Origin of the sequence: Streptomyces sp. NRRL S-920, assembly GCF_000717945.1 — a bacterium.
Classification (GTDB): Bacteria; Actinomycetota; Actinomycetes; order Streptomycetales; family Streptomycetaceae; genus Streptomyces; species Streptomyces alboniger.
In genome coordinates, this window is record NZ_JODF01000010.1 from 71,075 (window position 1) to 96,781 (window position 25,707).

The following is a 25,707-nucleotide window of genomic DNA, read 5'->3' on the forward strand; positions in this document are numbered from 1 at the left end:
CAGCGCCCGCGGTGTCGTCCGCCCATCATAGGAATGCGGCTCCCGCTGTGTGGTGCACCAGGGGTGGTGAATCGGCCCCCGGCACGTGTTCACCGAGGATTTATCCCGAATTGGGCAGAGGTTTCCCTGTTGGTAGCGGGGTGGGAGCAGGCCTCTGCCCGTCATCGTGCGGGTCAGCCGGAGCCCGAGGAGCGCGGCGGGCTGACCGTCGTGCGCGGCGGACGTCGCTCGGACGAGGTGCGCACGATCAGTTCGGTCGGTATCACCTGCTCGACGGGCCGCCCCGAGTCGAGGCCCTCGATGGCGTCGATGAGGAGCTGCACGACGGCCGTGCCGATGCGGCGCGGTTTGAGGGAGAGTGTGGTGATGGGCGGTTCCGTGGTGGCGTACACCATCGACTCGCTACAGCAGACGAGCAGCAGGTCGTCGGGGACGCGCAGGCCGTACCGCCGGGCGGCGGCGAGCAGGTCGGTGCCGTTGGGGTCGAAGAGGCCGTAGACGGCGTCGGGCCGGTCGGGCCTGGCGAGCAGCCGGTCGGCGGCGACGGCGCCCGCGCATGGATCGTGGGCGGGGTAGGACTCGTAGACCGGGTCCTGGCCCACGCGCTCGCACCAGCGCAGATACGCGGTCGTCGACAGATGGGTGTAGGTGTCCGTGGTGGTGCCGGTGAGCAGGCCGATCCGGCGGGCGCCCGCGGCCGCGAGGTGGTCGAGGATCTCCAGGACCGCGGCCTCGTGGTCGTTGTCGACCCAGGCGGTGACGGGCAGCGAGCCCGCCGGGCGGCCGTCGGAGACCACCGGAAGACCCTGTCTGACCAGCTCGGTGACGACGGGGTCGTGGTCGGAGGGGTCGACGACGACGGTGCCGTCGAGCGCGACGTTGGACCACACGTCGACCGGGCTGCGGCGCGAGGTGGCGGGGAGGATGACCAGGGCGTAACCCCGGGCGAGGGCGGCGGAGGTGGCGGCTCTGGCCATCTCCGCGAAATAGGCGAACTCGGTGAAGGTGAAAGGTTCATCCCCGTACGTCGTCACGGTCAGGCCGATGAGGCCGGACTTGCCGGTACGGAGGGTTCGGGCCGCCGCGGACGGGCGGTAACCCAGTCTCTCGGCGACTTCTCGGACATGGCGTCGGGTGGCATCGGGCAGCCGTCCCTTGCCGTTGAGGGCGTCGGAGACCGTCGTGATGGAGACACCGGCGGCGGCGGCGACGTCTCTGATGCCCGCTCTGCTCTGCCGGTTGCCCCGGCGGGCGGTCTCCGCTCGGCTCACCTGGTGCTTCCCTGCTGCTGTCATGGCGAGCCGATAGTAGGGCTCATTGGGGTGGGTAGCGCGGGCGCATATTCACTCGTTGACAGGCACGTTTCTGCATGGCGTCGACTCCTCAATGACCATGGAAAGCAAGGTAGTTGACGAGGTGGACGGTGGGTGCCGCTGATCGTCGCGTGCGGGCCTGTCGAATGCGGTAGGTCTCGAAGAGGTCTCAACTCACCTTCACGGGTGACGCGCGCCACGGCGCGGGCCACCGGCGCACGGGGGAGCACGAGGCGCCCCACCGGCTCCGCGCGCCTTCGTGGGGCGGTGGTCCGGACCTTCGTACGCGGATATCCCGAGGCCATTCGCACCGGCGGCGAATCCTCATAAGGTGAGCAGTATTCGAACTGTTCTGGCACTGGTACGAGGAGGACTGCGGTGAGCGAGACGAGCCCGAGGCTGCGCGCCGAGCTGGAGGGTATTCCCACCTACAAGCCGGGCAAGCCCGCCGCGGCCGACGGCCCGGTGGCCTACAAGCTGTCCTCCAACGAGAACCCCTATCCGCCGCTCCCCGGCGTCCTGGAGACCGCGCTCGCCGCGGCCGGGTCCTTCAACCGCTACCCCGACATGGCGTGCACGGGCCTGATGAGTGAGCTGGCGGAGCGCTTCGGGGTGCCCGTCTCGCACATCGCCACCGGTACCGGCTCGGTCGGCGTGGCCCAGCAGCTCCTTCAGGCCACCTCGGGCCCGGGTGACGAGGTCGTCTACGCCTGGCGGTCCTTCGAGGCGTACCCGATCATCACGCAGGTCAGCGGGGCGACGTCGGTGCGGGTGCCGTTGACGGAGGGCGAGGTCCACGACCTGGACGCGATGGCCGACGCCATCACGGACCGCACCCGCCTCATCTTTGTCTGCAACCCCAACAACCCCACCGGCACCGTGGTCCGCAGGGCCGAACTCGAGCGCTTCCTGGACCGGGTGCCGAGCGACGTCCTGGTCGTGCTCGATGAGGCGTACCGCGAGTTCATCCGTGATCCCGAGGTTCCGGACGGCATCGAGATCTACCGCGATCGCCCGAACGTCTGTGTCCTTCGGACGTTCTCCAAGGCGTACGGGCTCGCGGGGCTGCGCGTCGGCTTCGCGGTGGCCCATGAGCCGGTGGCCGCCGCGCTGCGCAAGACGGCGGTGCCCTTCGGGGTGAGCCAGCTCGCGCAGGACGCCGCGGTGGCCTCGTTGCGGGCCGAGGACGAGCTGATGGGCCGCGTCGGCTCACTGGTCGCCGAGCGCACGCGGGTGGTCGAGGCGCTGCGCGGGCAGGGCTGGACGGTGCCCGAGACGCAGGCGAACTTCGTGTGGCTGCGGCTCGGGGACCGTACGACCGACTTCGCGGCGGCCTGTGAGCGGGCCGGCGTGGTCGTGCGGCCGTTCGCCGGCGAGGGGATGCGGGCCACGATCGGCGAGACCGAGGCCAACGACATCTTCCTGGCGGCGGCGGAGGCGTTCCGCAAGGAGCTGTAGCGCGGACGTCCCGTGACTCCGGGTGGGACCCGGCAACTCCGAGTGGGCCCCGGCGTGCGATGCCGGGGCGCACTCGCGTTTCCGGCGGTAAGAGGGGACCCCCGTTTGGGTGCCGATCGCCAGTACGACATAATGCTTGTGAATGTGAACGCGTTCACAAGCGCGTCCCGGTTCCTCCGGAGATCGGTGGGACAGACCGGGGTAATTGCCGCGATGACCACGGCGAGTAAGGAGAGACGCAGTGGACCTGGCTCTGGCGCCGGAGACTCTGGCGCGATGGCAGTTCGGCATCACGACCGTCTACCACTTCCTGTTCGTCCCCCTGACGATCTCGCTGGCCGCCCTGACGGCGATCCTCGAGACGGCGTGGGTGCGGACGGGCAAGGAGCACTACCTCAGGGCGACCAAGTTCTGGGGGAAGCTGTTCCTGATCAACATCGCGATGGGTGTCGTCACCGGCATCGTCCAGGAGTTCCAGTTCGGCATGAACTGGTCCGACTACTCGCGCTTCGTCGGTGACGTCTTCGGCGCTCCCCTCGCCTTCGAGGCCCTGATCGCCTTCTTCTTCGAGTCGACCTTCATCGGCCTGTGGATCTTCGGCTGGGACAAGCTGCCGAAGAAGCTGCACTGCGCGACGATCTGGATCGTCTCCATCGGCACGATCCTGTCGGCGTACTTCATCATCGCCGCGAACGCCTTTATGCAGCACCCGGTCGGCTACAAGATCGTGGAGCGGGACGGCACCAAGCGGGCGGAACTCACCGACTTCGCCAAGGTGCTCTTCCAGGAGACGACGCTGGTCAACTTCTTCCACGTCATCTCGGCGGCCATCCTGGTCGGCGGCGCCTTCATGACCGGCATCGCCATCGTCCACCTGCGCAAGAAGCGGCACATCCGCACCATGCGCATGTCGCTGCGGCTCGGCCTGGTCACCGCCTTCGTCGGCACCCTGCTCACCGTGGTCAGCGCCGACACCCTCGGCAAGGTCATGTACGAGCAGCAGCCGATGAAGATGTCGGCGGCCGAGGCGCTGTGGGAGTCCGAGAAGCCGGCGCCCTTCTCGATCTTCGCGTACGGCGATGTCGCCGAGGGGCACAACAAGGTCGCCATCGAGGTCCCCGGAGTCCTGTCCTTCCTCGCCAAGAACAACTTCAGCGCCGAGATCCCCGGCATCAACGACCTCAACAAGGAGGCGCAGGACAAGTTCGGGCCCGGCGACTACCGGCCCAACATCCCCACCGCCTACTGGTCGTACCGCTGGATGATCGGCTTCGGCGGGGTCTCCATGGCCCTGTGCACGGCGGGCCTGTGGCTGACGCGGAAGAAGTTCTGGCTCGCTCCGGAGCACCGCACCGGCGCGGACGACATCCCCAAGCTCATGCTCACCAAGAACAAGGAGCTGTCGCCGAAGCTCGGCGACTGGTGGTGGCGGCTCTCGCAGTGGACGCTGATCTTCCCCCTCATCGGCACCGCCTGGGGCTGGATATTCACCGAGACGGGCCGTCAGCCCTGGGTGGTCTACGGAGTGCTGCGCACCAGGGACGCGGTCTCGCCGGGCGTCTCGCAGGGCGAGGTGCTCACTTCGCTGATCGGCTTCACGCTCATCTACGCGATCCTCGCCGTGATCGAGGTGAAGCTGCTCCTCAAGTACGTCCGCAAGGGGCCGCCCGAGCTGACCGAGGCGGACCTCAACCCGCCCACCAAGATCGGCGGACCGGGCCCGGGGTCGGGCGGCGCGGACTCCGACGACGATGCCGACCGGCCCATGGCCTTCTCGTACTGAAGGAAGGAGCGCTCAGGACATGGAACTCCACGACATCTGGTTCGTACTGATCGCCGTTCTGTGGATCGGCTACTTCTTCCTGGAGGGCTTCGACTTCGGGATAGGGGTCCTGACCAAGCTGCTCGCCCGCGACCGGGTCGAGAAGCGGGTCCTCATCAACACCATCGGCCCCGTCTGGGACGGCAACGAGGTGTGGCTGCTCACGGCGGGCGGAGCGACCTTCGCCGCCTTCCCCGAGTGGTACGCGACGCTCTTCTCCGGCTTCTACCTGCCGCTGCTCGTCATCCTGCTCTGCCTGATCGTGCGCGGTGTCGCCTTCGAGTACCGCGCCAAGCGGCCCGAGGAGCGGTGGCAGACCAACTGGGAGCACGCGATCTTCTGGTCCTCGCTGATCCCGGCGGTGATGTGGGGCGTGGCCTTCGGCAACATCACGCGCGGCGTCAAGATCGACGCCCACAAGGAGTACGTGGGCACCTTCTGGGACCTGCTCAACCCGTACGCGATCCTGGGCGGCCTGGTCACCCTGACGCTGTTCACCTTCCACGGCGCGGTGTTCGCCTCGCTCAAGACGGTGGGCGACATCCGGGTGCGGGCGCGCAAGCTGGCCCTCGGCCTCGGCCTCGTCACAGCTGTGCTGGCACTCGGGTTCCTGACGTGGACCCAGGCGGACAACGGCGACGGCAAGAGCCTGGTCGCGATGGTCGTGGCGGTCCTCGCGCTGGTCGGCGCCATCGGGGCGATCAAGGCGGGGCGCGAGGGCTGGTCCTTCGCCCTGTCGGGGATCACCATCGCGGCGTCCGTCGCGATGCTCTTCCTGACGCTCTTCCCGAACGTCATGCCGTCCTCGCTGAACGACGAGTGGAGCCTCACGGTCACCAACGCCTCGTCCAGTCCCTACACCCTGAAGATCATGACCTGGTGCGCGGTCATCGCGGCGCCGGTGGTGATGCTCTACCAGGGGTGGACGTACTGGGTGTTCCGCAAGCGGATCGGCACACAGCACATCGCCGACGCCGCGCACTAGGTCCTGACGTTCCTGTGGCCTTCGGGAAGGTGTGTTTCACGTGAAACCAATCGATCCGCGTCTGCTCCGGTACGCCCGCGCCACTCGCTTCTTCCTGGTCGCGGTGGTGGCCCTGGGGCTGGTCGGGGCGGCTCTGGTCATCGGTCAGGCGATGCTCATCGCCGAGATCGTGGTGGGCGCCTTCCAGAAGGACCTCTCCGTCGCCGACCTGGGCGGGCCGCTGCTGCTGCTCGCCCTGGTCGCGGCGGGCCGGGGCCTGGTCTCCTGGCTGACCGAACTCGCCGCGCACCGGGCGAGCGCGGCGGTCAAGTCCGAGCTGCGGGGACGGCTGCTCGAACGGGCGGGGGAGCTGGGGCCCGAGTGGTTGGGCGGGCAGCGGACCGGTTCGCTGGTCTCGCTCGCGACGCGGGGTGTGGACGCGCTCGACGACTACTTCTCTCGCTATCTGCCGCAGCTGGGGCTCGCGGTGGTGGTGCCGGTGGCGGTGCTGGCCCGCATCGTCACCGAGGACTGGGTCTCGGCGGCGATCATCGTCGTGACGCTCCCCCTGATCCCGGTCTTCATGATCCTGATCGGCTGGGCGACGCAGAACCGGATGGACCGTCAGTGGCGGCTGCTCTCACGGCTCTCGGGGCACTTCCTCGACGTCGTGGCGGGCCTGCCCACCCTCAAGGTGTTCGGGCGCGCCAAGGCGCAGGCCGAGTCGATCCGGAAGATCACCGATGAGTACCGCCAGGCGACGATGCGGACGCTGCGCATCGCCTTCCTGTCCTCCTTCGCCCTGGAACTCCTCGCCACGATCTCGGTCGCGCTGGTCGCGGTGACCATCGGCATGCGGCTCGTCCACGGCGAGATGGATCTGTACGACGGTCTCGTCATCCTCATCCTCGCGCCGGAGGCCTATCTGCCGCTGCGCCAGGTCGGGGCGCAGTATCACGCGGCGGCGGAGGGACTGGCCGCCGCCGAAGAGATCTTCGAGGTGCTCGAGGCTCCGGTACCGGCCGCGGGGTCGGGGGCGGCGCCCTCGGGAGTGCTGAGCGTGGAGAGCGTGACGGTCCGGTACCCGGGGCGGACGTCGGACGCGGTGTCCGGCGTGGCCTTCGAGGTGGCGCCCGGCGAGACCGTGGCGCTCGTCGGGCCCAGCGGAGTGGGCAAGTCGACGCTCCTGAACGTGGTGCTCGGGTTCGTGCGGCCCACCGAGGGGCGGGTGTGCGTCGGGGGCGTCGACCTCGCGGAGGTCTCCCCCGAGCGGTGGCGGGAGCGGATCGCGTGGGTGCCGCAGCGGCCGCACCTCTTCGCCGGGACCATCGCCGAGAACGTAACCCTGGCGCGGCCCGAGGCGTCCGAGGCGCAACTGCGGGAGGCCCTTCGGGACGCGGGGGCGCTGGAGTTCGTGGACGCGCTGCCCGGCGGGGCCGGGACGGTGCTCGGGGAGGACGGCTCCGGGCTCTCGGCGGGGCAGCGGCAACGGCTCGCGCTGGCGCGGGCGTTCCTCGCCGACCGGCCCGTGGTGCTGCTCGACGAGCCGACGGCGGCGCTGGACGGCGGGACCGAGGCCGAGGTCGTCGAGGCGGTCCGGCGGCTGGCCGTCGGCCGGACCGTGCTGCTCGTCGTGCACAGGCCGGCGTTGCTGGCGGTCGCGGACCGGGTGGTGCGGCTGGAGGCCTCGCGTGACGGGGGCGTGCGGTCGGGGCCGCGGACCCTCGGAGAGTCTGTCGGTACGCCGGCCCGGGAGAGCCAGGAAGCCGGTTCTGACGTGCTGCCGGGCGACTGGGAGGGCGGCACGGGGGCGGGCGGTGCTGGTGCGGGTCGCGGCGTTCTGGCCCGCGTACGGGAGGCCGCGCGGGCCCGGCGCGGGCAGTTGGCGCTCGCGCTGCTGCTCGGCAGCCTCGCGCTGGGCAGTGCCGTGGGGCTCATGGCCACGTCCGGCTGGCTCATCTCGCGGGCCTCGCAGCAGCCCCCGGTGATGTACCTGATGATCGCCGTGACGGCTACGCGTGCCTTCGGCATCGGCCGTGCCGTCTTCCGCTACGCCGAGCGCCTGGTCTCGCACGACGCCGTGCTGCGGATGCTCGCCGACACTCGCGTCGCCGTCTACCGGCGCCTGGAGCGGCTCGCCCCGGCGGGCCTGCGCACGACCCGCCGCGGTGACCTCCTCTCCCGTCTGGTCGCCGATGTCGACGCCTTTCAGGACTACTGGCTGCGCTGGCTGCTGCCCGCGTCCGCCGCGGCCGTGGTGAGCGCGGGAGCCGTCGGCTTCACCGCCTGGCTGCTGCCCGAGGCGGGCGCGGTGCTCGCTGCCGGGCTGTTCGTCGCGGGTGTCGGGGTCCCGCTGCTGAGCGGTGCCGTGGCGCGTCGTGCGGAGCGAAAGCTGGCTCCCGCGCGCGGGGCGCTCGCCACGCGCGTGGCGGATCTGCTCACCGGCACCGCGGAGTTGACCGTCGCCGGTGCGTTGAAGGGGCGCAGGGCCAAGGCCGGGGAGGCCGACGCCGAGCTGACGCGGATCGCCTCCCGGGGCGCCACCGCCACCGCGCTCGGCGCCGGCCTGGGCGCGCTCACCACCGGGCTCACCGTCGCGGCCGCCGCGCTCGTCGGAGTGCAGGCGGTACAGGACGGGCGGCTCGGCGGGATCGCCCTCGCCGTGGTCGTCCTCACGCCGCTCGCCGCCTTCGAGGCGGTCCTGGGTCTGCCGCTCGCCGTGCAGTACCGCCAGCGGGTCAGGAAGAGCGCCGAGCGCGTCTACGAGGTCCTCGACGCGCCCGAGCCCGTACCGGAGCCCGCCACGCCCGCCGAGGCGCCGCGCTCGCCCTTCCCGCTGCGCGTCGAGGGGCTGCGTGCTCGATACGAAGGTCAGGGCACCGACGCGCCGGCGCTGGCGGGTGTCGATCTGACGCTGGAGCGGGGGCGGCGGATCGCCGTGGTCGGCCCCTCCGGTTCCGGCAAGACGACGCTCGCGCAGGTGCTGCTGCGGTTCCTCGGGCCGTACGAGGGGACGTACACGCTCGGCGGCACGGACACGGCCACGCTGGACGGTGACACCGTGCGCGGCCTGGTCGGGCTGTGCGCCCAGGACGCGCACATCTTCGACAGCTCCGTGCGGGAGAACCTGCTGCTCGCCAAGAAGGACGCCACGGAGGGGGAGCTGCGGTACGCCCTGGAGCGGGCGCGGCTCGACGGCTGGGTCGATTCGCTGCCCGACGGGCTCGGCACACTCGTCGGCGAGCACGGCGCGCGGCTCTCCGGAGGGCAGCGTCAGCGCCTCGCGCTCGCCCGCGCGCTGCTCGCGGACTTCCCCGTCCTGGTGCTCGACGAGCCCGCCGAGCACCTCGACCTGCCGACCGCCGACGCCCTCACGGCCGACCTCCTCGCCGCGACGGAGGGCCGTACGACGCTGCTCATCACACACCGTCTCGCCGGGCTCGACGCGGTGGACGAGGTGCTCGTGCTCGACGCGGGGCGGGTGGCGCAGCGCGGCACGTACGAGGAACTGGCCGCGGTGGAAGGGCCGTTGCGGAGGATGCTGGAGGTGGAGCGGGCGGCGGATCTGCTGGCGGTGGGTTGAGGTGCGGCGAGGAAGCCCGCCATCCCCGCTGGAGGGCCTCGACCTTCCCGCTGGGGCGCTGCGACTGTCCCGCTGGGCGGCCTCGACTTTCCCCTGCAAATAGGACTTACTAGGCTCAAAGTCATGTCAGTACCTTCGGCCTCCGCCGACTCCCCGCTCCCCGACGGCACACCGGACCCGGAGGGCTCGGGAGGCTCTGGGGGCTCGGGAGGCTCGGCGGCGCGGCCGACCAGCGGCGGCCTGCACGGGCTCCCGCCGGAACTGACCTCGCGGGTGCCGCAGCTGCTCGAAGCCATGCGGTCGGTCGGCACCGGGCTCGAACTCCACACCACCCTCGACCGCATCTGCGAGACCGCCGCCGAGCTGGCCGACGCCCGCTACGCCGCGATCGGCGTGGTCTCCGAAGACGGCAAGGGGCTCTCCGAGTTCGTCTACCGCGGCATCGACAAGGACACCGCCGAGCGGATCGGGCGGCTGCCCGACGGCCACAAGGGCCTGCTCGGCGCCCTCATCCACCAACCGAGGACGCTCCGCCTCGCCGATCTCTCCGCCGATCCGCGGTCCTGCGGCTTCCCGGCCCACCACCCGCCGATGCGGAGCTTCCTCGGCGTCCCCATCCGCGTCCAGGGGGAGATCTTCGGCAACCTCTACCTGACCGAGAAGCGGGACGGGGCCGAGTTCAACGACTACGACGTGCAGATGGTCCGCGTGCTCGCCACGGAGGCCGGTATCGCCATCGGCAACGCACGCCTGTACGAAGCCGCCAAGCAGCGCGAACGCTGGATCGACGGTTCCGTCGCGGTCACCACCGCCCTGCTCGCGGGCAGCGACGCGGAGGAAGCCCTCGCCGTCGTCGCCGAGCAGGCCAGGCACCTCGCGGACTCGGCCGCCGGGATCGTGCTGCTGCCCGACGACGAGGGCGGCATGGAGATCGTCGCCGTCTCCTCGGAGGGGCCCGCAGGGGCGCTCGGCATGGTCATTCCTCCGGAGAGCCGCATCGTCGAGCAACTGCTCGAAGGCGAGGCCGTGTTCATGGACGACGCGGCGACCGACCCCCGCACTGTGACCGACCTCGCCCGCCGCTACGGCCCCGTCATGATGCTGCCGCTGCACAGCGACGGCCGGGTCCTCGGGACGCTCGTCACGCCCCGCGCGCGTGGGGCGCGTCCTTTCAGTGAGGCCGAGCGGACGCTGGCCGCCCAGTTCGCCTCGCAGGCCGCGCTCGCCCTGATGATGGCCGAGGCGCAGCGGGACCGGGAACGGCTCGCGGTGTACGAGGACCGCGACCGGATCGCCAGGGACCTCCACGACCTCGTCATCCAGCGGCTCTTCGCCACCGGGATGATGCTGGAGAGCGCCCAGCGCAGGTCCGTCGTACCGGAGGTGCAGGACGGTGTCGGCAAGGCCGTCGACGAGCTGGACGTGACGATCCAGGAGATCCGCACGGCGATCTTCGCTCTCCAGCAGGGCCCGGCCGAGGCCCCCTCGGGGCTGCGCACACGCGTGCTCCGGGAGATCAACATGGCCGCTGTCCCGCTCGGCTTCAAGCCCACCCACCACTTCGTGGGGCCCGTCGACACCGTGGTCGGTGAGCTGGCGGGGAAGAACCTCATCGCGGCTCTGCGCGAGGCCCTCTCCAACGCCTTCCGGCACGCGCACGCCGCCCGTATCGACGTCGTCGTCGACGCGACGGTGTCGTTGCCCGATGGACAGCGGGGCGTACGCCTGACCGTCGCCGACGACGGCGTGGGCATCGCGGAGGGCGGTCGGCGCAGCGGCCTGAAGAACCTCAAGCGGCGGGCCGAGTCGCTGGGCGGCGACAGCTGGTACGGGCCCGGAATCGGCGAGGACGGCGGCGGCACGAGGGTGGTGTGGCAGGCGCCTTACTGAGGCGGTGGCGTGACGGGCGCCGGACCGAGGCCGTGGTGTGGCAGGTGTCTGCGTGGCAGGTGTCGTACTGACAGCCGGGGAGCCCTGTTCGGCGGTACGTGCCTGGTCTGTACGGGGGCATGGTGCCCCCCGAGTGCAGGAGTTCCGGAGGGACCGTGCCGCCGCGCGGGGCAACCATCCGTGACATGCGCCTGAGCCTCCGTCGTCCGTGCCCGCTCCTGACCGTGCCGGTGCTGCTGTGCGCGCTGCTCGGGCTCACGACTCCCGCCGGGGCCTCCGAGGGGCCGAGTGCGAGCGCCGCCGTAGCGCGTCTCTACGAAGAGGCCTCTCTTGCGACCGCCCGATACGAAGAGGGGCGGCGGGCGGCACGTCTCCAGAAGGTGAAGGTCCGGAAACTGGACCGACTCCTCTCCAAGAAGCGGCGCCACGTGGCCGTCCTGCACGACGACCTCGGCCGTCTGGCCAGTGCGCAGTACCGCACCGGCGGCGGGCTCCCCTATACCGCGCAGCTGCTCCTGGCCGACGACCCCGAGGACCTGGTGCGGGGCAAGCAGGCCATGTGGCAGGCCGACCTGGCCGTCAACAGCGCTGTCGCCAAGACGCAGCGGGCGGCGGCCCGGCTCGCGGTCGCCCAGCGCGACGCGGACCGGGCCAAGCGCGGCCTGGACCGCCGCAACGCACGCCTCGCGAAGCTGAAGCGCGGCATCGAACGGAAGCTGGAAACGGCACAGTGGGCCTTGCAGGGCGAGGCCGACCGCTCGGTCGCCGCGGGCAAGTGCCGGGGCGCGGTGCGCCTGAAGCAGCCGAAATCGTCCTCCACGCGCGCGTGGGTCACGCCCGTCAAGACGTACGAACTCTCCGCGGGCTTCGACAGCGTCGGTGAGCGCTGGGCGCGGCGGCACACCGGACAGGACTTCGCGGTCGACATCGGGGCGCCGGTGCGGTCGGTCGGCGCGGGCCGGGTGGAGAGCGTGTCGTGCGGCGGCGGCTTCGGCATCGAGGTCGTGGTGCGCCACCGCGGCGGTTACTTCACGCAGTACGCGCATCTCGCGGCCGTCACCGTGGACCAGGGCGACAAGGTGCGCACGGGCCAATGGATCGGTCAGGCAGGCACCACGGGCAACTCGACCGGGCCGCACCTGCACTTCGAGACGCGGCTCACGCCCGATCTCGGGTCGGGGGTCGACCCGAGGAAGTGGCTGGCGGAGCGCGGCGTCAAGCTCTAAGTACGCCTCAGGGCTGCGATCAGGCGCGGCTCAGGTCTACGAAGTCCGGTCGTCGTCCGCGTGTTCTGCCAGGATCCGCTCGATCACGACCGCGACACCGTCCTCGTTGTTCGCCACCGTGCGCCCGGAGGCGGCGGCGATGACGTCCGGGTGGGCATTGCCCATCGCGTACGACGTACCCGCCCAGGTCAGCATCTCGATGTCGTTGGGCATGTCTCCGAAGGCGACGACCTGGTCGGGGGTGATCCCGCGCTCGGCGCAGCACAGCTCCAGGGTGCTGGCCTTGGAGATGCCGGGGCCGCTGATCTCCAGAAGGGCGCTGGGACTGGAGCGGGTGACCGTGGCGCGGTCGCCGATGGCCGCGCGGGCCGTCACCAGGAAGTCGTCGGGCGCGACCTCGGGGTGGAAGGCGAGGACCTTCAGAACGGGCTGCTCGGCGACGGCGGGGTCACCGGGGTCCTCGGCGAGGAGCTTCTCGGCGGGCGCGACGCTCTCGCCGGGCTCCATGTGGAGCGGCGGATACGTTTCCTCGTGGTGCAGTCCCCCGGTCCGCTCGACCGCGAAGGACGTACCCGGCGAGGCCGCGCGCAATCTGCGGACGACGTCGAGCGCGCACGCCCTCTCCAGCTCGCGGATCTTCACGAAGCTGTGCGTGCCGGGGCCGCCGTGCAGATCGACCACCGCCGCGCCGTTCCCGCAGATGGCCAGGCCGTGACCGTGGACGTGGGCGCTGACGACATCCATCCAGCGGGCCGGGCGGCCGGTCACGAAGAAGACCTCGATCCCGGCCTCCTCGGCCGCGGCGAGCGCGGCGACCGTGCGGGCGGAGACCGACTTGTCGTCGCGCAGCAGCGTGCCGTCCAGGTCCGTCGCGATCAGCCGGGGCCGCGGGCGCGAACCGGTCTTGGCGAGGGTGGCCGGGGCGGTGGCGGCTGGGGCGGCGGCCGGGGTCTGATGCCCCGGGGTAGCGGAGGTCACGTCATCGATTGTCCCGCATATGCCCGCACGACCGTGCGCTGGGGCGCACATCTGAGTGCGCTCGCAGAGCACCCAGCGTGACTCCTGGGGCTGAAGGGGACGGTCGTAAGCTCTGAGGCATGAGCCTGCGTCTGAGCACTGTGATTCTTCCTGTCCGCCGCTGGCACGAAGGCGGCCGCGACCAGTGGCTGCGCGCCGAGGAACTGGGCTTCCACACCGCGTACACGTACGACCACCTCGCCTGGCGCTCCTTCCGCGACGGCCCGTGGTTCGGGGCGGTGCCGACGCTGACGGCCGCCGCGGCCGCCACCGAGCGGCTGCGTCTCGGCACGCTCGTGACGTCACCCAACTTCCGCCACCCCGTGACGCTCGCCAAGGAACTCATCTCGCTCGACGACATCTCCGGCGGGCGGATCACGCTCGGTATCGGCGCGGGCGGCAACGGCTTCGACGCCACGACGCTGCTGAAGGCGGACCAGGAACCCTGGACCCCGCGAGAGCGCGCCGACCGGTTCGGCGAGTTCGTACCGCTGCTCGACCGGCTGCTGACCGAGGACTCGGTGACGTACGAGGGGGCTTTCTACTCGGCGACCGAGGCGCGCAACATCCCCGGGTGCGTGCAGCGGCCGAGGCTCCCCTTCGCGGTGGCGGCGACCGGCCCGCGCGGTCTGCGGCTCGCGGCCCGGCACGGCCAGGCGTGGGTGACCACGGGAGACCCGAAGCTCTTCGAGAAGGGCACGCCCGAGGAGTCCCGCGAGGCGCTCCGGGGGCAGATCGAGAAGCTTGGCAAGGCGTGCGCGGACGTCGGCCGGGACGCGGACGAGCTGGACAAGATCCTGCTGACCGGCTTCACCCCGGACCGCAACCGCCCCCTGGAGTCCCTCGACGCCTTTGTGGACTTCGCGGGCAAGCACATCGAACTGGGCTTCACCGAGATCGTCGTCCACGCCCCGATCCCGGACTCGGCCTTCGCCACCGACCAGGCCGTTTTCGAGCAGATCGCGACCGAGACGCTCTCCCAGCTGAACTGATCGTCCAGACGCGGGCCCGGTTCCATTGGGAGCCCGGCTCCGTGCGGGGCCCGCTCAGCGGGGGCCGGGGAAGCGAATGTAGCCGGGCGGGACCGCGGTCGTGAGCCAGACGCCGTTGGCGCTGACCTGGAAGACGTGGCCGTCGCGGTGCATCGCGCCCGCGTCGACGGACAGGACGACAGGCCGCCCCCGGCGCGCGCCGACACGCGTCGCGGTCTCGCGGTCGGGCGAGAGATGCACGGCGTGCCGGTTCATGGGGCGCAGCCCTTCGGCGCGGATCGCGGCCAGGTGAGCGGCCACGGTGCCGTGGAAGAGGTACGCGGGCGGGGACGCAGGGGGCAGGTCCAGGTCGACGTCCACGGAGTGGCCCTGGTTGGCGCGGATCCGGCCGCCCTCGATGGCGAAGCGCCGTTTGTCGTTGACGGCGACCACGTGGTCGAGTTCGGCCCGGGTGATGCCGAAGCGGTGCGCGGCGGCCGCGGCGAGCAGCGCGTCGATCTCCACCCAGCCGTTCTCGTCGAGGGCGAGGCCGATCCGGTCCGGTTGATGCCGTAGGTGTTTCGACAGGTATTTGGAGACCTTCACGGTGCGTTGTTCAGAGGGTCCTTCTTTCATGTTTTCAGCGGCGGGCTTGTTTTCAGTGTTGGGCATGCTTTCAGCGTCGGGGTGATCCGTTCTTCGCGCACTCGATTTTCGTCCACCCACTTTTCATCGACCCGTGGGTGTCCACAGGTTTGATCCACAGCCAAGTCGAGTTATCCACAGGCTAGTTGGCGATTCTGTGGACAACTCCTAGGGATCGGAGGGCATTTGTGTAACTATGGTCTCTTTCTTATGGGTTGCTGTTAGTGAGTCCAATGTCCGTGCCTGCACCTCGCGTTCGGCGGCCGCCACGATGAACGCCCCAGCACCCGCCTCGCCAACCAACGCCTGCACAGCGCGCATTGTGGACGCCGGGACAGCCACCATCTGCGGCTCCTCTGTGCGTCGACTCGCCTGCTCCGGATCGAGGCGCTGACGGAGGTGCCGGGTTGCGAAGATGCGCATGGCACGCGCCAGTTCAGCGTCGACGGACTGCTGCGCGAGCGGCCTGAGCCTGCGTACGAGAGAAGCGGCCTCGGCGGCATCCGCCTCGGTCGGCGGACTGTTCCCGAGATAACGGCCAAAGACGTGCTCCGTGGTGAACTCCAGGAAACGCGACGCTATGTGCTCGACCTGCCCCCTCAACTCCCGCAAATGGCCTGATATTGCCGACAGTGGGACGCCCGCCGCATGCAACTCGACAGCCACGGATAGCTCTTGAGGGCTCGGCACCAGAAACTCGTCGTCACGTCCCGGCAGCGGCTCCAGCACGCCGAGCGCGATCGCGTCGGCCACCGCCGCCTCGTCCTGCACGCCCCCGAACGCGGCGTCCAGCTCCGCCCGGGTGATCCGGTCCGCCTTCTCGTCCGTCCAGGGGCCGTCGACCTCGGCGGCCAGACCGAGTACCCCGCCGAGGCCCCGGCCGGCGTCCCAGGCCTCCAGGAGTTCCTTGATGGAGGCCAGGGTGTAGCCACGGTCCAGCAGGTCGGCGATCTGCCGCAGCCGGGCCAGATGCGCCTCCCCGTATACGTTGGACCGGCCGCGCCGCTCCGGGCGGGGGAGCAGCCCGCGGTCCTGATAGGCGCGGATCGTGCGCACCGTCGCGCCGCTGTGGTGCGCCAGGTCCTCGATGCGGTACTCCACGCTGACCGACCTCCGTGTTGCCTCGTGCGTGTTGCCTTGTGCGTGTGCCCTCGTGCTTGGGCGGGTGGCCGCCTGGATCGACTCGCGGCTAGGCGAGGGCGGCGCGGCCCACCGCGCCCGCCGCGGCCCGTGCCGCGGGCGACTGCGCCAGGTACTCGACGGCCTTGCGCAGCGAGCCCTCCTGCGAGGGATGGTACGACCGCCGCAGATAGCGGGGTATCGCCGTGCCGATCTCACGCCAGGTGGGCAGCAGGCCCTTGGCGACCGCCCTGTTGTGCTCCGCCAGTGAGTACCGCAAGCGGCCCGCCAGTTGGGGATCGTGGCGCATCAGATAGGCCGTGCCCCACACCCACAGGTACAGCATCACGGGGGCCGTGACCGTCATGCCGGCGATGCGGCGGGCGTACCGGGGCAGGCCCTCGCCGCCGCAGTGCTGGTACATGTCGAAGGCGACCGCGCGGTGCTCGACCTCCTCCGCGCCGTGCCAGCGCAGCAGGTCGAGCATCACCTCGTCGGCACCGGCGCGGTCGAGGCCGTCGGCGTGCAGCACCCAGTTCCCGAGGACCGCCGTGAACTGCTCTATCGCGGCGACGATCGACAGCCGGAAGCGCAGCCACTCCTGCGTCGGCACGGGGGCTCCCCACGGCGGCTTCTCGCCGAGGAGTTTCTCGAAGAGGAAGTCGACGTACTGGGTGAACGCGGCGGTGTCGAGCCGCTGCGCCGCCAGGTGGTCGAGCACATGCGCGTGCTGCACGCTGTGCGTGGCCTCCTGGCCCATGAACCCCTTGACGTCCCCGCGCAGCACCGGATCGGTGACGAGCGGCAGACCTTCCTTGAAGACCTTCACGAACCACCGCTCCCCCGCAGGGAGCAGCAGATGCAGGACGTTGATGACATGGGTGGCGGTCGGCTCGTCCGGTATCCAGTGCAGCGGCGTCTCGTCCCAGTCGAACGAGACCCGGCGTGGCACGATCGCGTAGTGCCCCTCGGCGGCCGGGCGCTCCTCGACGCCCGTGCCGGGGCTTTTCTCCTCGCTCACAGCGGCGGCTCCAATCGGGCGATCGCGCGCAGTGCCCTGGGCGTGAAGCGGGACATGAGGTGGGCGCCGCGGGCCTCGGGGGTGACCGGGACGACCGCCTGATTCCTGACGACCGCGCGCAGGACAGCGTCGGCGACCTTTTCCGGCGGGTAGTTGCGCAGGCCGTAGAGCCGGGAGGTGCGCTTCTGGCGGCGCTGCTCCTCGGCGGCGTCGACCCCGACGAAACGGGACGTCGATGTGATGTTGGTGTTCACGAAGCCCGGGCAGATCGCGGAGACCCCGATGCCCCGGCCCGCCAGCTCCGCGCGCAGGCACTCGCTGAGCATCAGGACCGCGGCCTTGGAGGTGCTGTAGGCGGGCAGCGCCTTGGAGGGCTGGTATGCCGCCGCCGACGCGGTGTTGACGATGTGGCCGCCTTGTCCGCGCTCGGCCATCTGCCCGCCGAAGAGACGGCAGCCGTGGATCACGCCCCACAGATTGACGTCGAGGACCTTCTTCCAGTCCTCGGAGCTGGTGTCGAGGAAGGAACCGGAGAGGCCGATGCCCGCGTTGTTCACCAGGACGTCCACGACGCCGTACTCCCTGGCGACCTTCTCGGCGAGCTTCTCCATGGCCTGCTCGTCGGCGACGTCGACCGTCTCGCCCCAGGCCTCGGGGGCGCCGATCAGGCGGGACATCTCCGCCGTACGCGCCGCGCTCTCCGCGTCCCTGTCGACGGCCACCACGCGCGCGCCCGCCTCGGCGAACGCGAAGGCGGTGGCCCGCCCGATGCCGCTGCCCGCGCCGGTGACCAGCACGAGCTGGCCGCCGAACCGGTCGGCGTACCTCCCCGTGGCCACGCTCTCCTTCGCCGGCCTGCCGTCCTCGTTGCTCGTCACGAACTCGCCGATCCACGCGGCCAGCTGGTCGGGGCGGGTGCGCGGGACCCAGTGCTTGGCCGGCAGGGTGCGCCGGACCAGCTGCGGCGCCCACAACTCCAGGTCGTCGTAGAGCCGCTCGGACAGAAAGGCGTCACCGGAGGGCGTGATGAGCTGCACGGGCGCGTGGGCGTAAGCGTCCGCGCGGGGCCTGCGCAGCCTCGCCCGGATGTTGTCGCGGTAGAGCCAGGCTCCGTGCGCGGCGTCCTGGGGCAGTGAGGGCGTCGGGTAGTCCCCGGCGGGGACTTTCTCCACGCGCTGGAGGATGCTCGGCCAGCGCTTGCCGAGCGGGCCGCGCCAGGCCAGCTCGGGGAGGACGGGGGTATGCAGCATGTACACGTACCAGGACTTGGCGCCCTGGCCGAGGAGCTGGCCGACCTTGCGGGGCGTGGGCCGGGACACCCGCTTCTTGATCCAGTGTCCGAAGTGGTCGAGCGAGGGCCCCGACATCGAGGTGAAGGACGCGATCCGCCCCTCGGTCCGCTTCACCGTGACGAACTCCCAGGACTGCACCGAGCCCCAGTCGTGCCCCACCACGTGCACCGGCTCGTCCGGGCTGACCGCGTCGATCACCGCCACGAAGTCGTCGGTCAGCTTCTCCAGGGTGAAGCCGCCCCGAAGCGGCCGCGGGGCCGTCGACCTGCCGTGCCCGCGCACGTCGTACAGCACGACGTGGAAGCGGTCCGCGAGACGCTCGGCGACCTCGGACCACACCTCCTTGGAGTCCGGGTAGCCGTGCACGAGCAGGACCGTCGGCCGCTCGGGATCGCCCAGCTCGGCGACGCACAGCTCCACCCCGCCCGTGCGCACCCAGCGCTCGCGCGCGTCCTTCATCCTCACGGCGACTGCTCCGGTCGTCATACGGCGGCCCTCTCCTCAGCCCAGCGCCGCACATGCGGCAGGTCGTCGTCCAGCCAGAACGCGCTCTGTTCGGGATCCTTGGAGTCGGTGACGACCAGGATCTCCTCGAACTTCGCGCCCGTACCCCTGAATCCGAGGTGCGGTTCGACCGCCCAGAGCCCCTTCCGGGGCGGGTGGTCGGAGAATTTGTAGGGGGACCACAGCGGTGACCAGCCGTCCCGATGGCCGTGGATCGCGTCGCTCACCAGGCCCTTGAGCGACTGCGTGCCGAACCCGAAGAGGTGCGGTGTCAGCCGGCGCTCCTTGACCCGGCCGACCTTGTGCGCGATGACGCCGAAGGGGTACGCGCGATGGCGGTTGGCGTAGCCCTGGCGGACCATGAGGCGGTCCACGTCCTCGTATATCTCGCGCAGCGGACGGCGCTCGCGCACCTCGCGCAGGATCAGCTCGCGGTGGGCCTCCAGGTCGGCGAGCAGCTTGTCGTGCACGGGATTGAGGCCCAGGCAGCCCGAGTAGCCGATGTCGGCCGTAAAGCCCTTGTAGATCGGGGCCATGTCGAGGATGAAAGGCATCCCCGGCTCCAGCCTGCGCTGAGTGGGGAAGAACTCCAGCGGTATGCGGAAGTTCACGAACGCCGTGCGGTCGCCGAACCAGGCGAAGGGGAGGTGGAACCAGTCCCGCACACCCCGCTCCCGCAGCCACTCGCGCTGCATCCTCGCGGCCTCGCGCTCCGTCACACCCGGCTTGAGCTGCGCCGCGACCGCCTCCGCGCATTCATACGCGAGGGTCTGCACTTCCCTGAACCCCCGCAGTTCCGCGGAGAGTTCGTCTGCACCTGCTGAGGTCATGCCACCGTCCGTCCCGAGTCCGGTCCATCCCGTGTCCGGCTGATCGCCGTACGCGGTCGTAACTTGACACTGACGAATGTGACAATGCCTGGCGGCTGCGTCAATAGTTCTGCCCAACCCCGCGGGACAGGTCCGGGAGATCCCCCAGGGGAAGACTTCCGAACGACCCCTACGGGCCCGTAATACTCCAGAGTGAGTCAAGGCCAAGCCCGTGGTCTGACGACTCGTGTGGTCTGCGCCACTACCTTCGAAGCGTGACTGTGATCGCGACCGAAAGCCTGAGCAAGCGGTTCCCGAGGGTGACCGCGCTTGACCGGCTCTCCATGGATATCGGGCCCGGTGTGACCGGACTCGTCGGGTCCAATGGAGCCGGCAAGTCCACACTGATCAAGATCCTGCTGGGTCTGTCCCCCGCCACGGAGGGCCGCGCCGCCGTGCTCGGCCTCGACGTCGCCACCAGCGGCGGCCAGATCCGCGAGCGCGTGGGGTACATGCCCGAGCACGACTGCCTGCCACCCGACGTCTCGGCCACCGAGTTCGTCGTCCACATGGCGCGCATGTCCGGACTCCCGCCCACAGCGGCCCGCGAGCGCACCGCGGACACCCTGCGGCACGTCGGGCTCTACGAGGAGCGGTACCGCCCCATCGGTGGCTATTCGACAGGCATGAAGCAGCGCGTGAAGCTCGCCCAGGCCCTCGTCCACGACCCTCAGCTGGTCTTCCTGGACGAGCCGACGAACGGCCTGGACCCCGTCGGCCGCGACGAGATGCTCGGCCTGATCCGGCGCGTCCACACCGACTTCGGCATCTCCGTCCTCGTCACCTCACACCTCCTGGGCGAGCTGGAGCGCACCTGCGACCACGTCGTCGTCATCGACGGCGGCAAGCTCCTGCGGTCCAGCTCCACCACGGACTTCACCCAGATCACCACGACCCTGGCCGTCGAGGTCACCGACACCGACGAACACCCCGACGGCACGCACGCGCTGCGCGACGCGCTGCGCGGGCGCGGCATCGAGACGGAGACCGGCGGCGAACTGCCCGGCGCGGGCCACACGATCCTGCTCACCGCCGAGGGCGAGGAGACATACGACCTCGTGCGGGATCTCGTCGCCGACCTCGGCCTCGGCCTGATCAGGATGGAGCAGCGCAGGCACCACATCGCCGAGGTCTTCGAGGACCAGGGCGAGGCCCGGCCGGCGCCCGTCCCCGAGCGCGCCGCCGCGGGGGCCGCCACCGCACAGCAGACGGGAGGCGGACGCGATGAGCGCTGAGTCCACCCAGATCCACAACATCGGGTACAGGAATTACGACGGCCCGCGCCTCGGCCGTGCCTACGCCCGCCGCTCGCTCTTCTCCCAAAGCCTGCGCGGCGCGTACGGCCTCGGGCGCTCCGCCAAGTCCAAGGTCCTGCCGATGATCCTCTTCGCGGTGATGTGCGTGCCCGCCGCGATCATGGTGGCGGTCGCCGTGACCACCAAGGCCAAGGACCTCCCCGTCGACTACACGCGCTACGCGATCTTCCTGCAAGCCGTCATCAGCCTGTTCCTGGCCGCCCAGGCCCCGCAGACCGTCTCCCGCGACCTGCGCTTCAAGACCGTGCCGCTCTACTTCTCCCGGCCCATCGAGCGCGGTGACTACGTCCTCGCGAAGCTCGCCGCGATGTCCTCCGCCCTCTTCGTCCTGACGGCCGCGCCGCTGCTGGTGCTCTACGGAGGAGCCCTGCTCGCCAAGCTCGACTTCGCCGACCAGACGAAGGGCTTCGCCCAGGGCCTGGTCTCCGTGGCACTGCTCTCCCTGTTCTTCTCCGGCATCGCGCTGGTGATCTCCGCGATCACACCCCGCCGCGGCTTCGGCATCGCCGCCGTCATCGCCGTCATGACCATCACGTACGGCGCGGTGTCCACGGTCCAGGCCATCGCCTACGAACAGGGCAGCACCGAAGCCATCGCCTGGCTCGGCCTCTTCTCGCCGATCACGCTCATCGACGGAGTACAGACCGCCTTCCTCGGCGCGACATCCGCCTTCCCCGGCGGCGAGGGCCCCTCGTCCGGCATCGGCGCCATCTACGTACTCGTCGTCCTCGGCCTCATCGCGGGCTGCTACGGCGCGATGATGCGCCGCTACCGAAAGGTCGGCCTCTGATGACCACGATCAACATCGACCACACGTCCCGCTGGTTCGGCAACGTCGTGGCCGTCAACGACATCACCATGAACATCGGCCCGGGAGTCACGGGGCTCCTCGGTCCGAACGGCGCGGGCAAGTCCACGCTCATCAACATGATGGGCGGATTCCTCGCCCCCTCCACGGGCAGTGTCACGCTCGACGGCAAGCCGATCTGGCGCAACGAACAGATCTACAAGGACATCGGCATCGTCCCCGAGCGCGAGGCGATGTACGACTTCCTCACCGGGCGTGAATTCGTCGTCGCCAACGCCGAGTTGCACGGCCTGGACGAGCGGGCAGCCAAGAAGGCCCTCGCCACGGTCGAGATGGAGTACGCGCAGGACCGGAAGATCTCCACGTACAGCAAGGGCATGCGCCAGCGCGTGAAGATGGCATCCGCCCTGGTCCACGACCCGTCGGTGCTCCTGCTCGACGAGCCGTTCAACGGCATGGACCCGCGCCAGCGCATGCAGCTGATGGAGCTTCTGCGGACCATGGGCGCCCAGGGCCGCACGGTTCTCTTCTCGTCCCACATCCTCGAAGAGGTCGAGCAGTTGGCCTCGCACATCGAGGTCATCGTCGCCGGGCGGCACGCGGCGAGCGGTGACTTCCGCAAGATCCGCCGCCTGATGACCGACCGGCCCCACCGCTATCTGATCCGCTCCAGCGACGACCGCGCCCTGGCCGCCGCGCTGATCGCCGACCCCTCGACGGCCGGTATCGAAGTCGACCTCAAGGAGGGCGCGTTGCGCATTCAGGCGGTCGACTTCGGCCGGTTCACGACACTGCTGCCCCGGGTCGCCCGTGAGCACGGCATCCGGCTGCTGACGGTCTCGCCCTCGGACGAGTCCCTCGAGTCGGTCTTCTCCTACCTCGTCGCGGCCTGAAAGGGAGCATCATGTACGACCCCACAGTCGCCCGGCTCACCTACCGGGCCCTGCTCGGCCGCCGCCGGGCCCTCATCCTCTTCGCCCTGCCCGTCCTGCTGATCGTCATCGCCGGTGCGGTACGCGGCCTCACCGGCGCCGACGACCAAGTGGCCGTCGACCTCCTCGGCGGCTTCGCGCTCGCCACGATGGTGCCGATCATCGGCGTCATCGCGGGCACGGGCGCCATCGGCCCCGAGATCGACGACGGCTCGGTCGTGTATCTCCTCTCCAAGCCGGTGAAGCGGCCCACGATCATATTCACCAAGCTGATCGTCGCCATCGCCGTCACCATGGCCTTCTCCGCGATCCCCACCTTCATCGCGGGCATGATCCTCAATGGCAACGGCCAGCAGATCGCCATCGCGTACACGATCGCGGCCCTGGTCGCCTCCATCACGTACGCCGCGATCTTCCTGCTCCTCGGCACGATCACCCGGCACGCCGTGGTCTTCGGGCTCGTCTACGCCCTGGTGTGGGAGGCCCTCTTCGGGTCGCTCGTCGCGGGGGCGCGCACGCTCAGCGTCCAGCAGTGGTCCCTCGCCGTGGCCCAGAAGGTCGGCGACGGCGACCTGATCACCTCGGACGTCGGTCTGCCGACGGCGACGATCCTGCTGGTCGCCGTCACAGTGATCACGACCTGGTACGCGGGACAGAAGCTCCGCTCCCTGAAGCTGGCCGGGGAGGAGTAGGGATCCGCTCAGCCCAGCAACCGCTCAAGGACCACCGCGATGCCGTCCGCCTCGTTCGACGTGGTCACCTCGTCCGCGACCGCCTTGAGTTCCTCGTGTGCGTTGGCCATGGCCACGCCGTGGGCCGCCCAGCCGAACATGGGGATGTCGTTCGGCATATCGCCGAAGGCGATCGTGTCCACGGCCTTCGCGCCCAGGCGGCGGGCCGCCAGCGAGAGGCCCGTGGCCTTGGAGAGGCCGAGCGGGAGCAGCTCGACGACGCCCTCGCCCGCCATGGTCACGCCGACCAGATCGCCCGCCACCCGGCGCGCCACGTCCGTCAGCGCGTCGTCCCCGAAGCCGGGGTGCTGGATGTACACCTTGTTCAGCGGCGCGGCCCACAGGTCGGACACGTCCGTGAACGGAACGGTCGGCAGCGGCCCGTCCTGGACCGCGTACCCGGGGCCGACCAGGATCTCGCCGTCCAGCCCGTCACGGCTCGCGGCCAGCGCGAGCGGGCCGATCTCCGCCTCGATCTTCGCCAGTGCCAGCCCCGCGAGCTGCCGGTCGAGCGTCACCGAGGTGAGCAGCCGGTGTTCCCCCGCGTGGTAGACCTGCGCGCCCTGCCCGCAGACGGCTATCCCGTCGTAACCGAGGTCGTCGAGGATGTGCCGGGTCCACGGCACGGCACGGCCGGTGACGATGATGTGCGCGGCGCCCGCCGCGGTGGCCGCGGTGAGCGCGTCGCGCGTACGTCCCGAGACCGTGCCGTCGGGGCGCAGCAGCGTCCCGTCGAGGTCGGTCGCGACCAGCTTGTAAGGGAAGGACGGCGTGACCGGAGCTGGGTGGCTCACTTGGCGATGGGCTCCAGAATCTCTCGTCCCCCGAGGTAGGGGCGCAGCACCTCGGGCACCCACACGGAGCCGTCCGCCTGCTGGTGGTTCTCCAGGAGGGCCACGATCGTGCGCGGGACGGCGCACAGCGTGCCGTTCAGCGTCGCGAGCGGCTGCATGACCTTCTTGCCGTCGCGGTTGTCGCGCATCCGGATCGACAGGCGGCGGGCCTGGAAGCCGTCGCAGTTCGAGGCGGAGGTCAGCTCGCGGTACTTGCCCTGGGTGGGGATCCACGCCTCGCAGTCGAACTTGCGCGAGGCCGAGGCGCCGAGGTCACCGGTCGCCACGTCGATCACCTGGAAGGGCAGGCCGAGGCCGGTCAGCCACTGCTTCTCCCACTCCAGGAGGCGCTTGTGCTCGTTCTCCGCGTCGGCCGGGTCGACGTACGAGAACATCTCGACCTTGTCGAACTGGTGCACGCGGAAGATGCCGCGGGTGTCCTTGCCGTACGTGCCCGCCTCGCGGCGGAAGCAGGGCGAGAAGCCCGCGTACCGCAGGGGCAGCTTGTCGGCGTCGATGATCTCGTCCATGTGGTAACCGGCGAGCGCGACCTCGGAGGTGCCGACCAGGTAGTAGTCGTCCTTCTCCAGGTGGTACACGTTCTCCGCGGCCTGGCCGAGGAAGCCCGTGCCCTCCATGGCACGCGGGCGGACCAGGGCGGGCGTCAGCATCGGGATGAACCCGGCCTCCGTCGCCTGGGCGATCGCCGCGTTCACCAGGGCCAGTTCGAGGAGCGCGCCGACGCCGGTCAGGTAGTAGAAGCGCGAGCCCGAGACCTTCGCGCCGCGCTCGACGTCGATGGCGCCGAGCATCTCGCCCAGCTCCAGGTGGTCCTTCGGCTCGAAGCCCTCGGCCGCGAAGTCGCGCGGGGTGCCGATCGTGTCGAGGACGACGAAGTCCTCCTCGCCGCCGACCGGGACGTCGGGGTGGACGATGTTCCCGAGCTGCTGGAGGAGGCGCTTGGCCTCGTCGTCGGCCTCGTCCTGCTCGGCGTCGGCCGCCTTGACCGCGGCGGACAGCTCGCCCGCCTTCTTCAGGAGGTCCTGCTTCTCCTCGGGCGACGCCTTAGGGATCAGCTTGCCGAGCGCCTTCTGCTCGGAGCGCAGCTCGTCGAAGCGGGCGCCGGACGACCTGCGCCGCTCATCGGCGGAGAGCAGGGCGTCGACGAGCGCGACGTCCTCTCCACGGGCGCGCTGGGAGGCGCGAACACGGTCGGGGTCCTCACGGAGCAGGCGAAGGTCAATCACCCCTCAAGGCTACCGTCGAGCGGTTCCGGCCTACGACTCGTATTCCATTGAGCACGTTATGACCGTTTTGCCGGAATGAATTCAAGGGGCCGGGGTGAAGATCGAAGAAGGCTCGCGCGGCCGGAAAAGTCCGCTCACGTTCACGG

The 25,707-nt window shown here is 70.3% G+C and carries 20 protein-coding genes; 11 read left to right on the forward strand and 9 right to left on the reverse strand.

Features of this window, described 5'->3' with window-relative positions; all coding sequences use genetic code 11:
* Positions 1-173: 173 nt before the first annotated feature.
* On the reverse strand, positions 174-1,295 hold the full coding sequence (locus IG54_RS0109965) for a LacI family DNA-binding transcriptional regulator (RefSeq protein ID WP_030780176.1): 1,122 nt from the start codon (positions 1,293-1,295) through the stop codon (positions 174-176).
* 396 nt (positions 1,296-1,691) lie between these two features.
* Between IG54_RS0109965 and hisC the strand changes: the two genes are divergently transcribed.
* The 6 genes from hisC (at position 1,692) to IG54_RS0109995 (ending at position 12,256) form a co-directional block, all read left to right on the forward strand.
* A complete protein-coding gene (gene hisC / locus IG54_RS0109970) occupies positions 1,692-2,771 on the forward strand; it encodes a histidinol-phosphate transaminase (RefSeq protein WP_030780179.1) in 1,080 nt (359 codons plus the stop codon).
* A gap of 241 nt (positions 2,772-3,012) precedes the next feature.
* Positions 3,013-4,554 carry a cytochrome ubiquinol oxidase subunit I gene (locus IG54_RS0109975; protein ID WP_030780182.1) on the forward strand — a complete coding sequence of 514 codons (1,542 nt, stop codon included), beginning with the start codon at positions 3,013-3,015 and terminating at the stop codon, positions 4,552-4,554.
* Between the two features lie 19 nt (positions 4,555-4,573).
* Positions 4,574-5,578: a cytochrome d ubiquinol oxidase subunit II gene (gene cydB / locus IG54_RS0109980; protein WP_030780186.1), complete on the forward strand. Its 1,005-nt coding sequence runs from the start codon at positions 4,574-4,576 to the stop codon at positions 5,576-5,578.
* A 40-nt stretch (positions 5,579-5,618) separates the two neighbouring features.
* Positions 5,619-9,140, forward strand: a complete 3,522-nt coding sequence (gene cydD, locus IG54_RS0109985) for a thiol reductant ABC exporter subunit CydD (RefSeq protein WP_030780190.1) — start codon at positions 5,619-5,621, stop codon at positions 9,138-9,140.
* Between the two features lie 123 nt (positions 9,141-9,263).
* A complete protein-coding gene (locus tag IG54_RS0109990) occupies positions 9,264-11,030 on the forward strand; it encodes a GAF domain-containing sensor histidine kinase (RefSeq protein WP_030780192.1) in 1,767 nt (588 codons plus the stop codon).
* A 185-nt stretch (positions 11,031-11,215) separates the two neighbouring features.
* Complete coding sequence (locus IG54_RS0109995) at positions 11,216-12,256, forward strand: M23 family metallopeptidase (RefSeq protein WP_030780194.1); 1,041 nt, start codon at positions 11,216-11,218, stop codon at positions 12,254-12,256.
* A gap of 36 nt (positions 12,257-12,292) precedes the next feature.
* On the opposite strand, the gene IG54_RS0110000 is transcribed toward IG54_RS0109995, so the two are convergent.
* Positions 12,293-13,234 carry a Cof-type HAD-IIB family hydrolase gene (locus IG54_RS0110000; RefSeq protein WP_030780196.1) on the reverse strand — a complete coding sequence of 314 codons (942 nt, stop codon included), beginning with the start codon at positions 13,232-13,234 and terminating at the stop codon, positions 12,293-12,295.
* 119 nt (positions 13,235-13,353) lie between these two features.
* Between IG54_RS0110000 and IG54_RS0110005 the strand changes: the two genes are divergently transcribed.
* A complete protein-coding gene (locus IG54_RS0110005) occupies positions 13,354-14,265 on the forward strand; it encodes an LLM class flavin-dependent oxidoreductase (RefSeq protein WP_030780198.1) in 912 nt (303 codons plus the stop codon).
* Between the two features lie 54 nt (positions 14,266-14,319).
* Here IG54_RS0110005 and IG54_RS0110010 read toward each other — a convergent pair whose 3' ends face one another.
* The 5 genes from IG54_RS0110010 to IG54_RS0110030 form a co-directional block, all read right to left on the reverse strand.
* Positions 14,320-14,880, reverse strand: coding sequence for an RNA 2'-phosphotransferase (locus IG54_RS0110010; protein ID WP_030780200.1), 561 nt, complete (start codon positions 14,878-14,880; stop codon positions 14,320-14,322).
* A gap of 177 nt (positions 14,881-15,057) precedes the next feature.
* On the reverse strand, positions 15,058-15,990 hold the full coding sequence (locus IG54_RS0110015) for a MerR family transcriptional regulator (protein WP_037896814.1): 933 nt from the start codon (positions 15,988-15,990) through the stop codon (positions 15,058-15,060).
* An 88-nt stretch (positions 15,991-16,078) separates the two neighbouring features.
* Positions 16,079-17,029, reverse strand: a complete 951-nt coding sequence (locus IG54_RS0110020; RefSeq protein ID WP_051819408.1) for a metal-dependent hydrolase — start codon at positions 17,027-17,029, stop codon at positions 16,079-16,081.
* Positions 17,026-18,807, reverse strand: coding sequence for an SDR family oxidoreductase (locus IG54_RS0110025; RefSeq protein WP_030780208.1), 1,782 nt, complete (start codon positions 18,805-18,807; stop codon positions 17,026-17,028). Before IG54_RS0110025 ends, IG54_RS0110020 begins: the two co-directional genes overlap by 4 nt.
* Entirely contained in the window at positions 18,804-19,655 is an 852-nt protein-coding gene (locus IG54_RS0110030; RefSeq protein WP_030780211.1) for a M24 family metallopeptidase, read from the reverse strand. The genes IG54_RS0110025 and IG54_RS0110030 overlap by 4 nt, the downstream gene beginning before the upstream one ends.
* Before the next feature lie 260 nt (positions 19,656-19,915).
* Here IG54_RS0110030 and IG54_RS0110035 point away from each other — a divergent pair, with 260 nt between their 5' ends.
* From IG54_RS0110035 to IG54_RS0110050, 4 genes are read left to right on the forward strand one after another with little or no spacing between them, the layout of a single operon-like run.
* On the forward strand, positions 19,916-20,929 hold the full coding sequence (locus IG54_RS0110035) for an ABC transporter ATP-binding protein (protein ID WP_030780214.1): 1,014 nt from the start codon (positions 19,916-19,918) through the stop codon (positions 20,927-20,929).
* The gene (locus tag IG54_RS0110040; RefSeq protein ID WP_030780217.1) at positions 20,919-21,800 is read left to right on the forward strand and encodes an ABC transporter permease; all 882 of its coding nucleotides are present in this window, start codon (positions 20,919-20,921) and stop codon (positions 21,798-21,800) included. The genes IG54_RS0110035 and IG54_RS0110040 overlap by 11 nt, the downstream gene beginning before the upstream one ends.
* On the forward strand, positions 21,800-22,711 hold the full coding sequence (locus IG54_RS0110045; RefSeq protein ID WP_030780219.1) for an ABC transporter ATP-binding protein: 912 nt from the start codon (positions 21,800-21,802) through the stop codon (positions 22,709-22,711). Before IG54_RS0110040 ends, IG54_RS0110045 begins: the two co-directional genes overlap by 1 nt.
* Before the next feature lie 11 nt (positions 22,712-22,722).
* The gene (locus tag IG54_RS0110050; RefSeq protein WP_030780222.1) at positions 22,723-23,442 is read left to right on the forward strand and encodes an ABC transporter permease; all 720 of its coding nucleotides are present in this window, start codon (positions 22,723-22,725) and stop codon (positions 23,440-23,442) included.
* Positions 23,443-23,450: 8 nt separating this feature from the next.
* On the opposite strand, the gene IG54_RS0110055 is transcribed toward IG54_RS0110050, so the two are convergent.
* Together IG54_RS0110055 and serS are read right to left on the reverse strand one after the other, a co-directional pair.
* A complete protein-coding gene (locus tag IG54_RS0110055; RefSeq protein WP_030780227.1) occupies positions 23,451-24,275 on the reverse strand; it encodes an HAD family hydrolase in 825 nt (274 codons plus the stop codon).
* Positions 24,272-25,561, reverse strand: coding sequence for a serine--tRNA ligase (serS, locus tag IG54_RS0110060; protein ID WP_030780229.1), 1,290 nt, complete (start codon positions 25,559-25,561; stop codon positions 24,272-24,274). The genes IG54_RS0110055 and serS overlap by 4 nt, the downstream gene beginning before the upstream one ends.
* Positions 25,562-25,707: the final 146 nt, after the last annotated feature.

Bases quoted from the DNA above. Each gene is read 5' to 3' on its own strand.
- IG54_RS0110045 (WP_030780219.1), top strand. From the start codon at position 21,800: ATGACCACGATCAACATCGACCACACGTCCCGCTGGTTCGGCAACGTC.
- IG54_RS0110050 (WP_030780222.1), top strand. From the start codon at position 22,723: ATGTACGACCCCACAGTCGCCCGGCTCACCTACCGGGCCCTGCTCGGC.
- IG54_RS0109990 (WP_030780192.1), top strand. From the start codon at position 9,264: ATGTCAGTACCTTCGGCCTCCGCCGACTCCCCGCTCCCCGACGGCACA.
- IG54_RS0110010 (WP_030780200.1), bottom strand. From the start codon at position 14,880: ATGAAAGAAGGACCCTCTGAACAACGCACCGTGAAGGTCTCCAAATAC.
- IG54_RS0110040 (WP_030780217.1), top strand. From the start codon at position 20,919: ATGAGCGCTGAGTCCACCCAGATCCACAACATCGGGTACAGGAATTAC.
- cydB (WP_030780186.1), top strand. From the start codon at position 4,574: ATGGAACTCCACGACATCTGGTTCGTACTGATCGCCGTTCTGTGGATC.
- IG54_RS0110030 (WP_030780211.1), bottom strand. From the start codon at position 19,655: ATGACCTCAGCAGGTGCAGACGAACTCTCCGCGGAACTGCGGGGGTTC.
- IG54_RS0110025 (WP_030780208.1), bottom strand. From the start codon at position 18,807: ATGACGACCGGAGCAGTCGCCGTGAGGATGAAGGACGCGCGCGAGCGC.
- IG54_RS0109965 (WP_030780176.1), bottom strand. From the start codon at position 1,295: ATGACAGCAGCAGGGAAGCACCAGGTGAGCCGAGCGGAGACCGCCCGC.
- IG54_RS0109995 (WP_030780194.1), top strand. From the start codon at position 11,216: ATGCGCCTGAGCCTCCGTCGTCCGTGCCCGCTCCTGACCGTGCCGGTG.
- IG54_RS0110005 (WP_030780198.1), top strand. From the start codon at position 13,354: ATGAGCCTGCGTCTGAGCACTGTGATTCTTCCTGTCCGCCGCTGGCAC.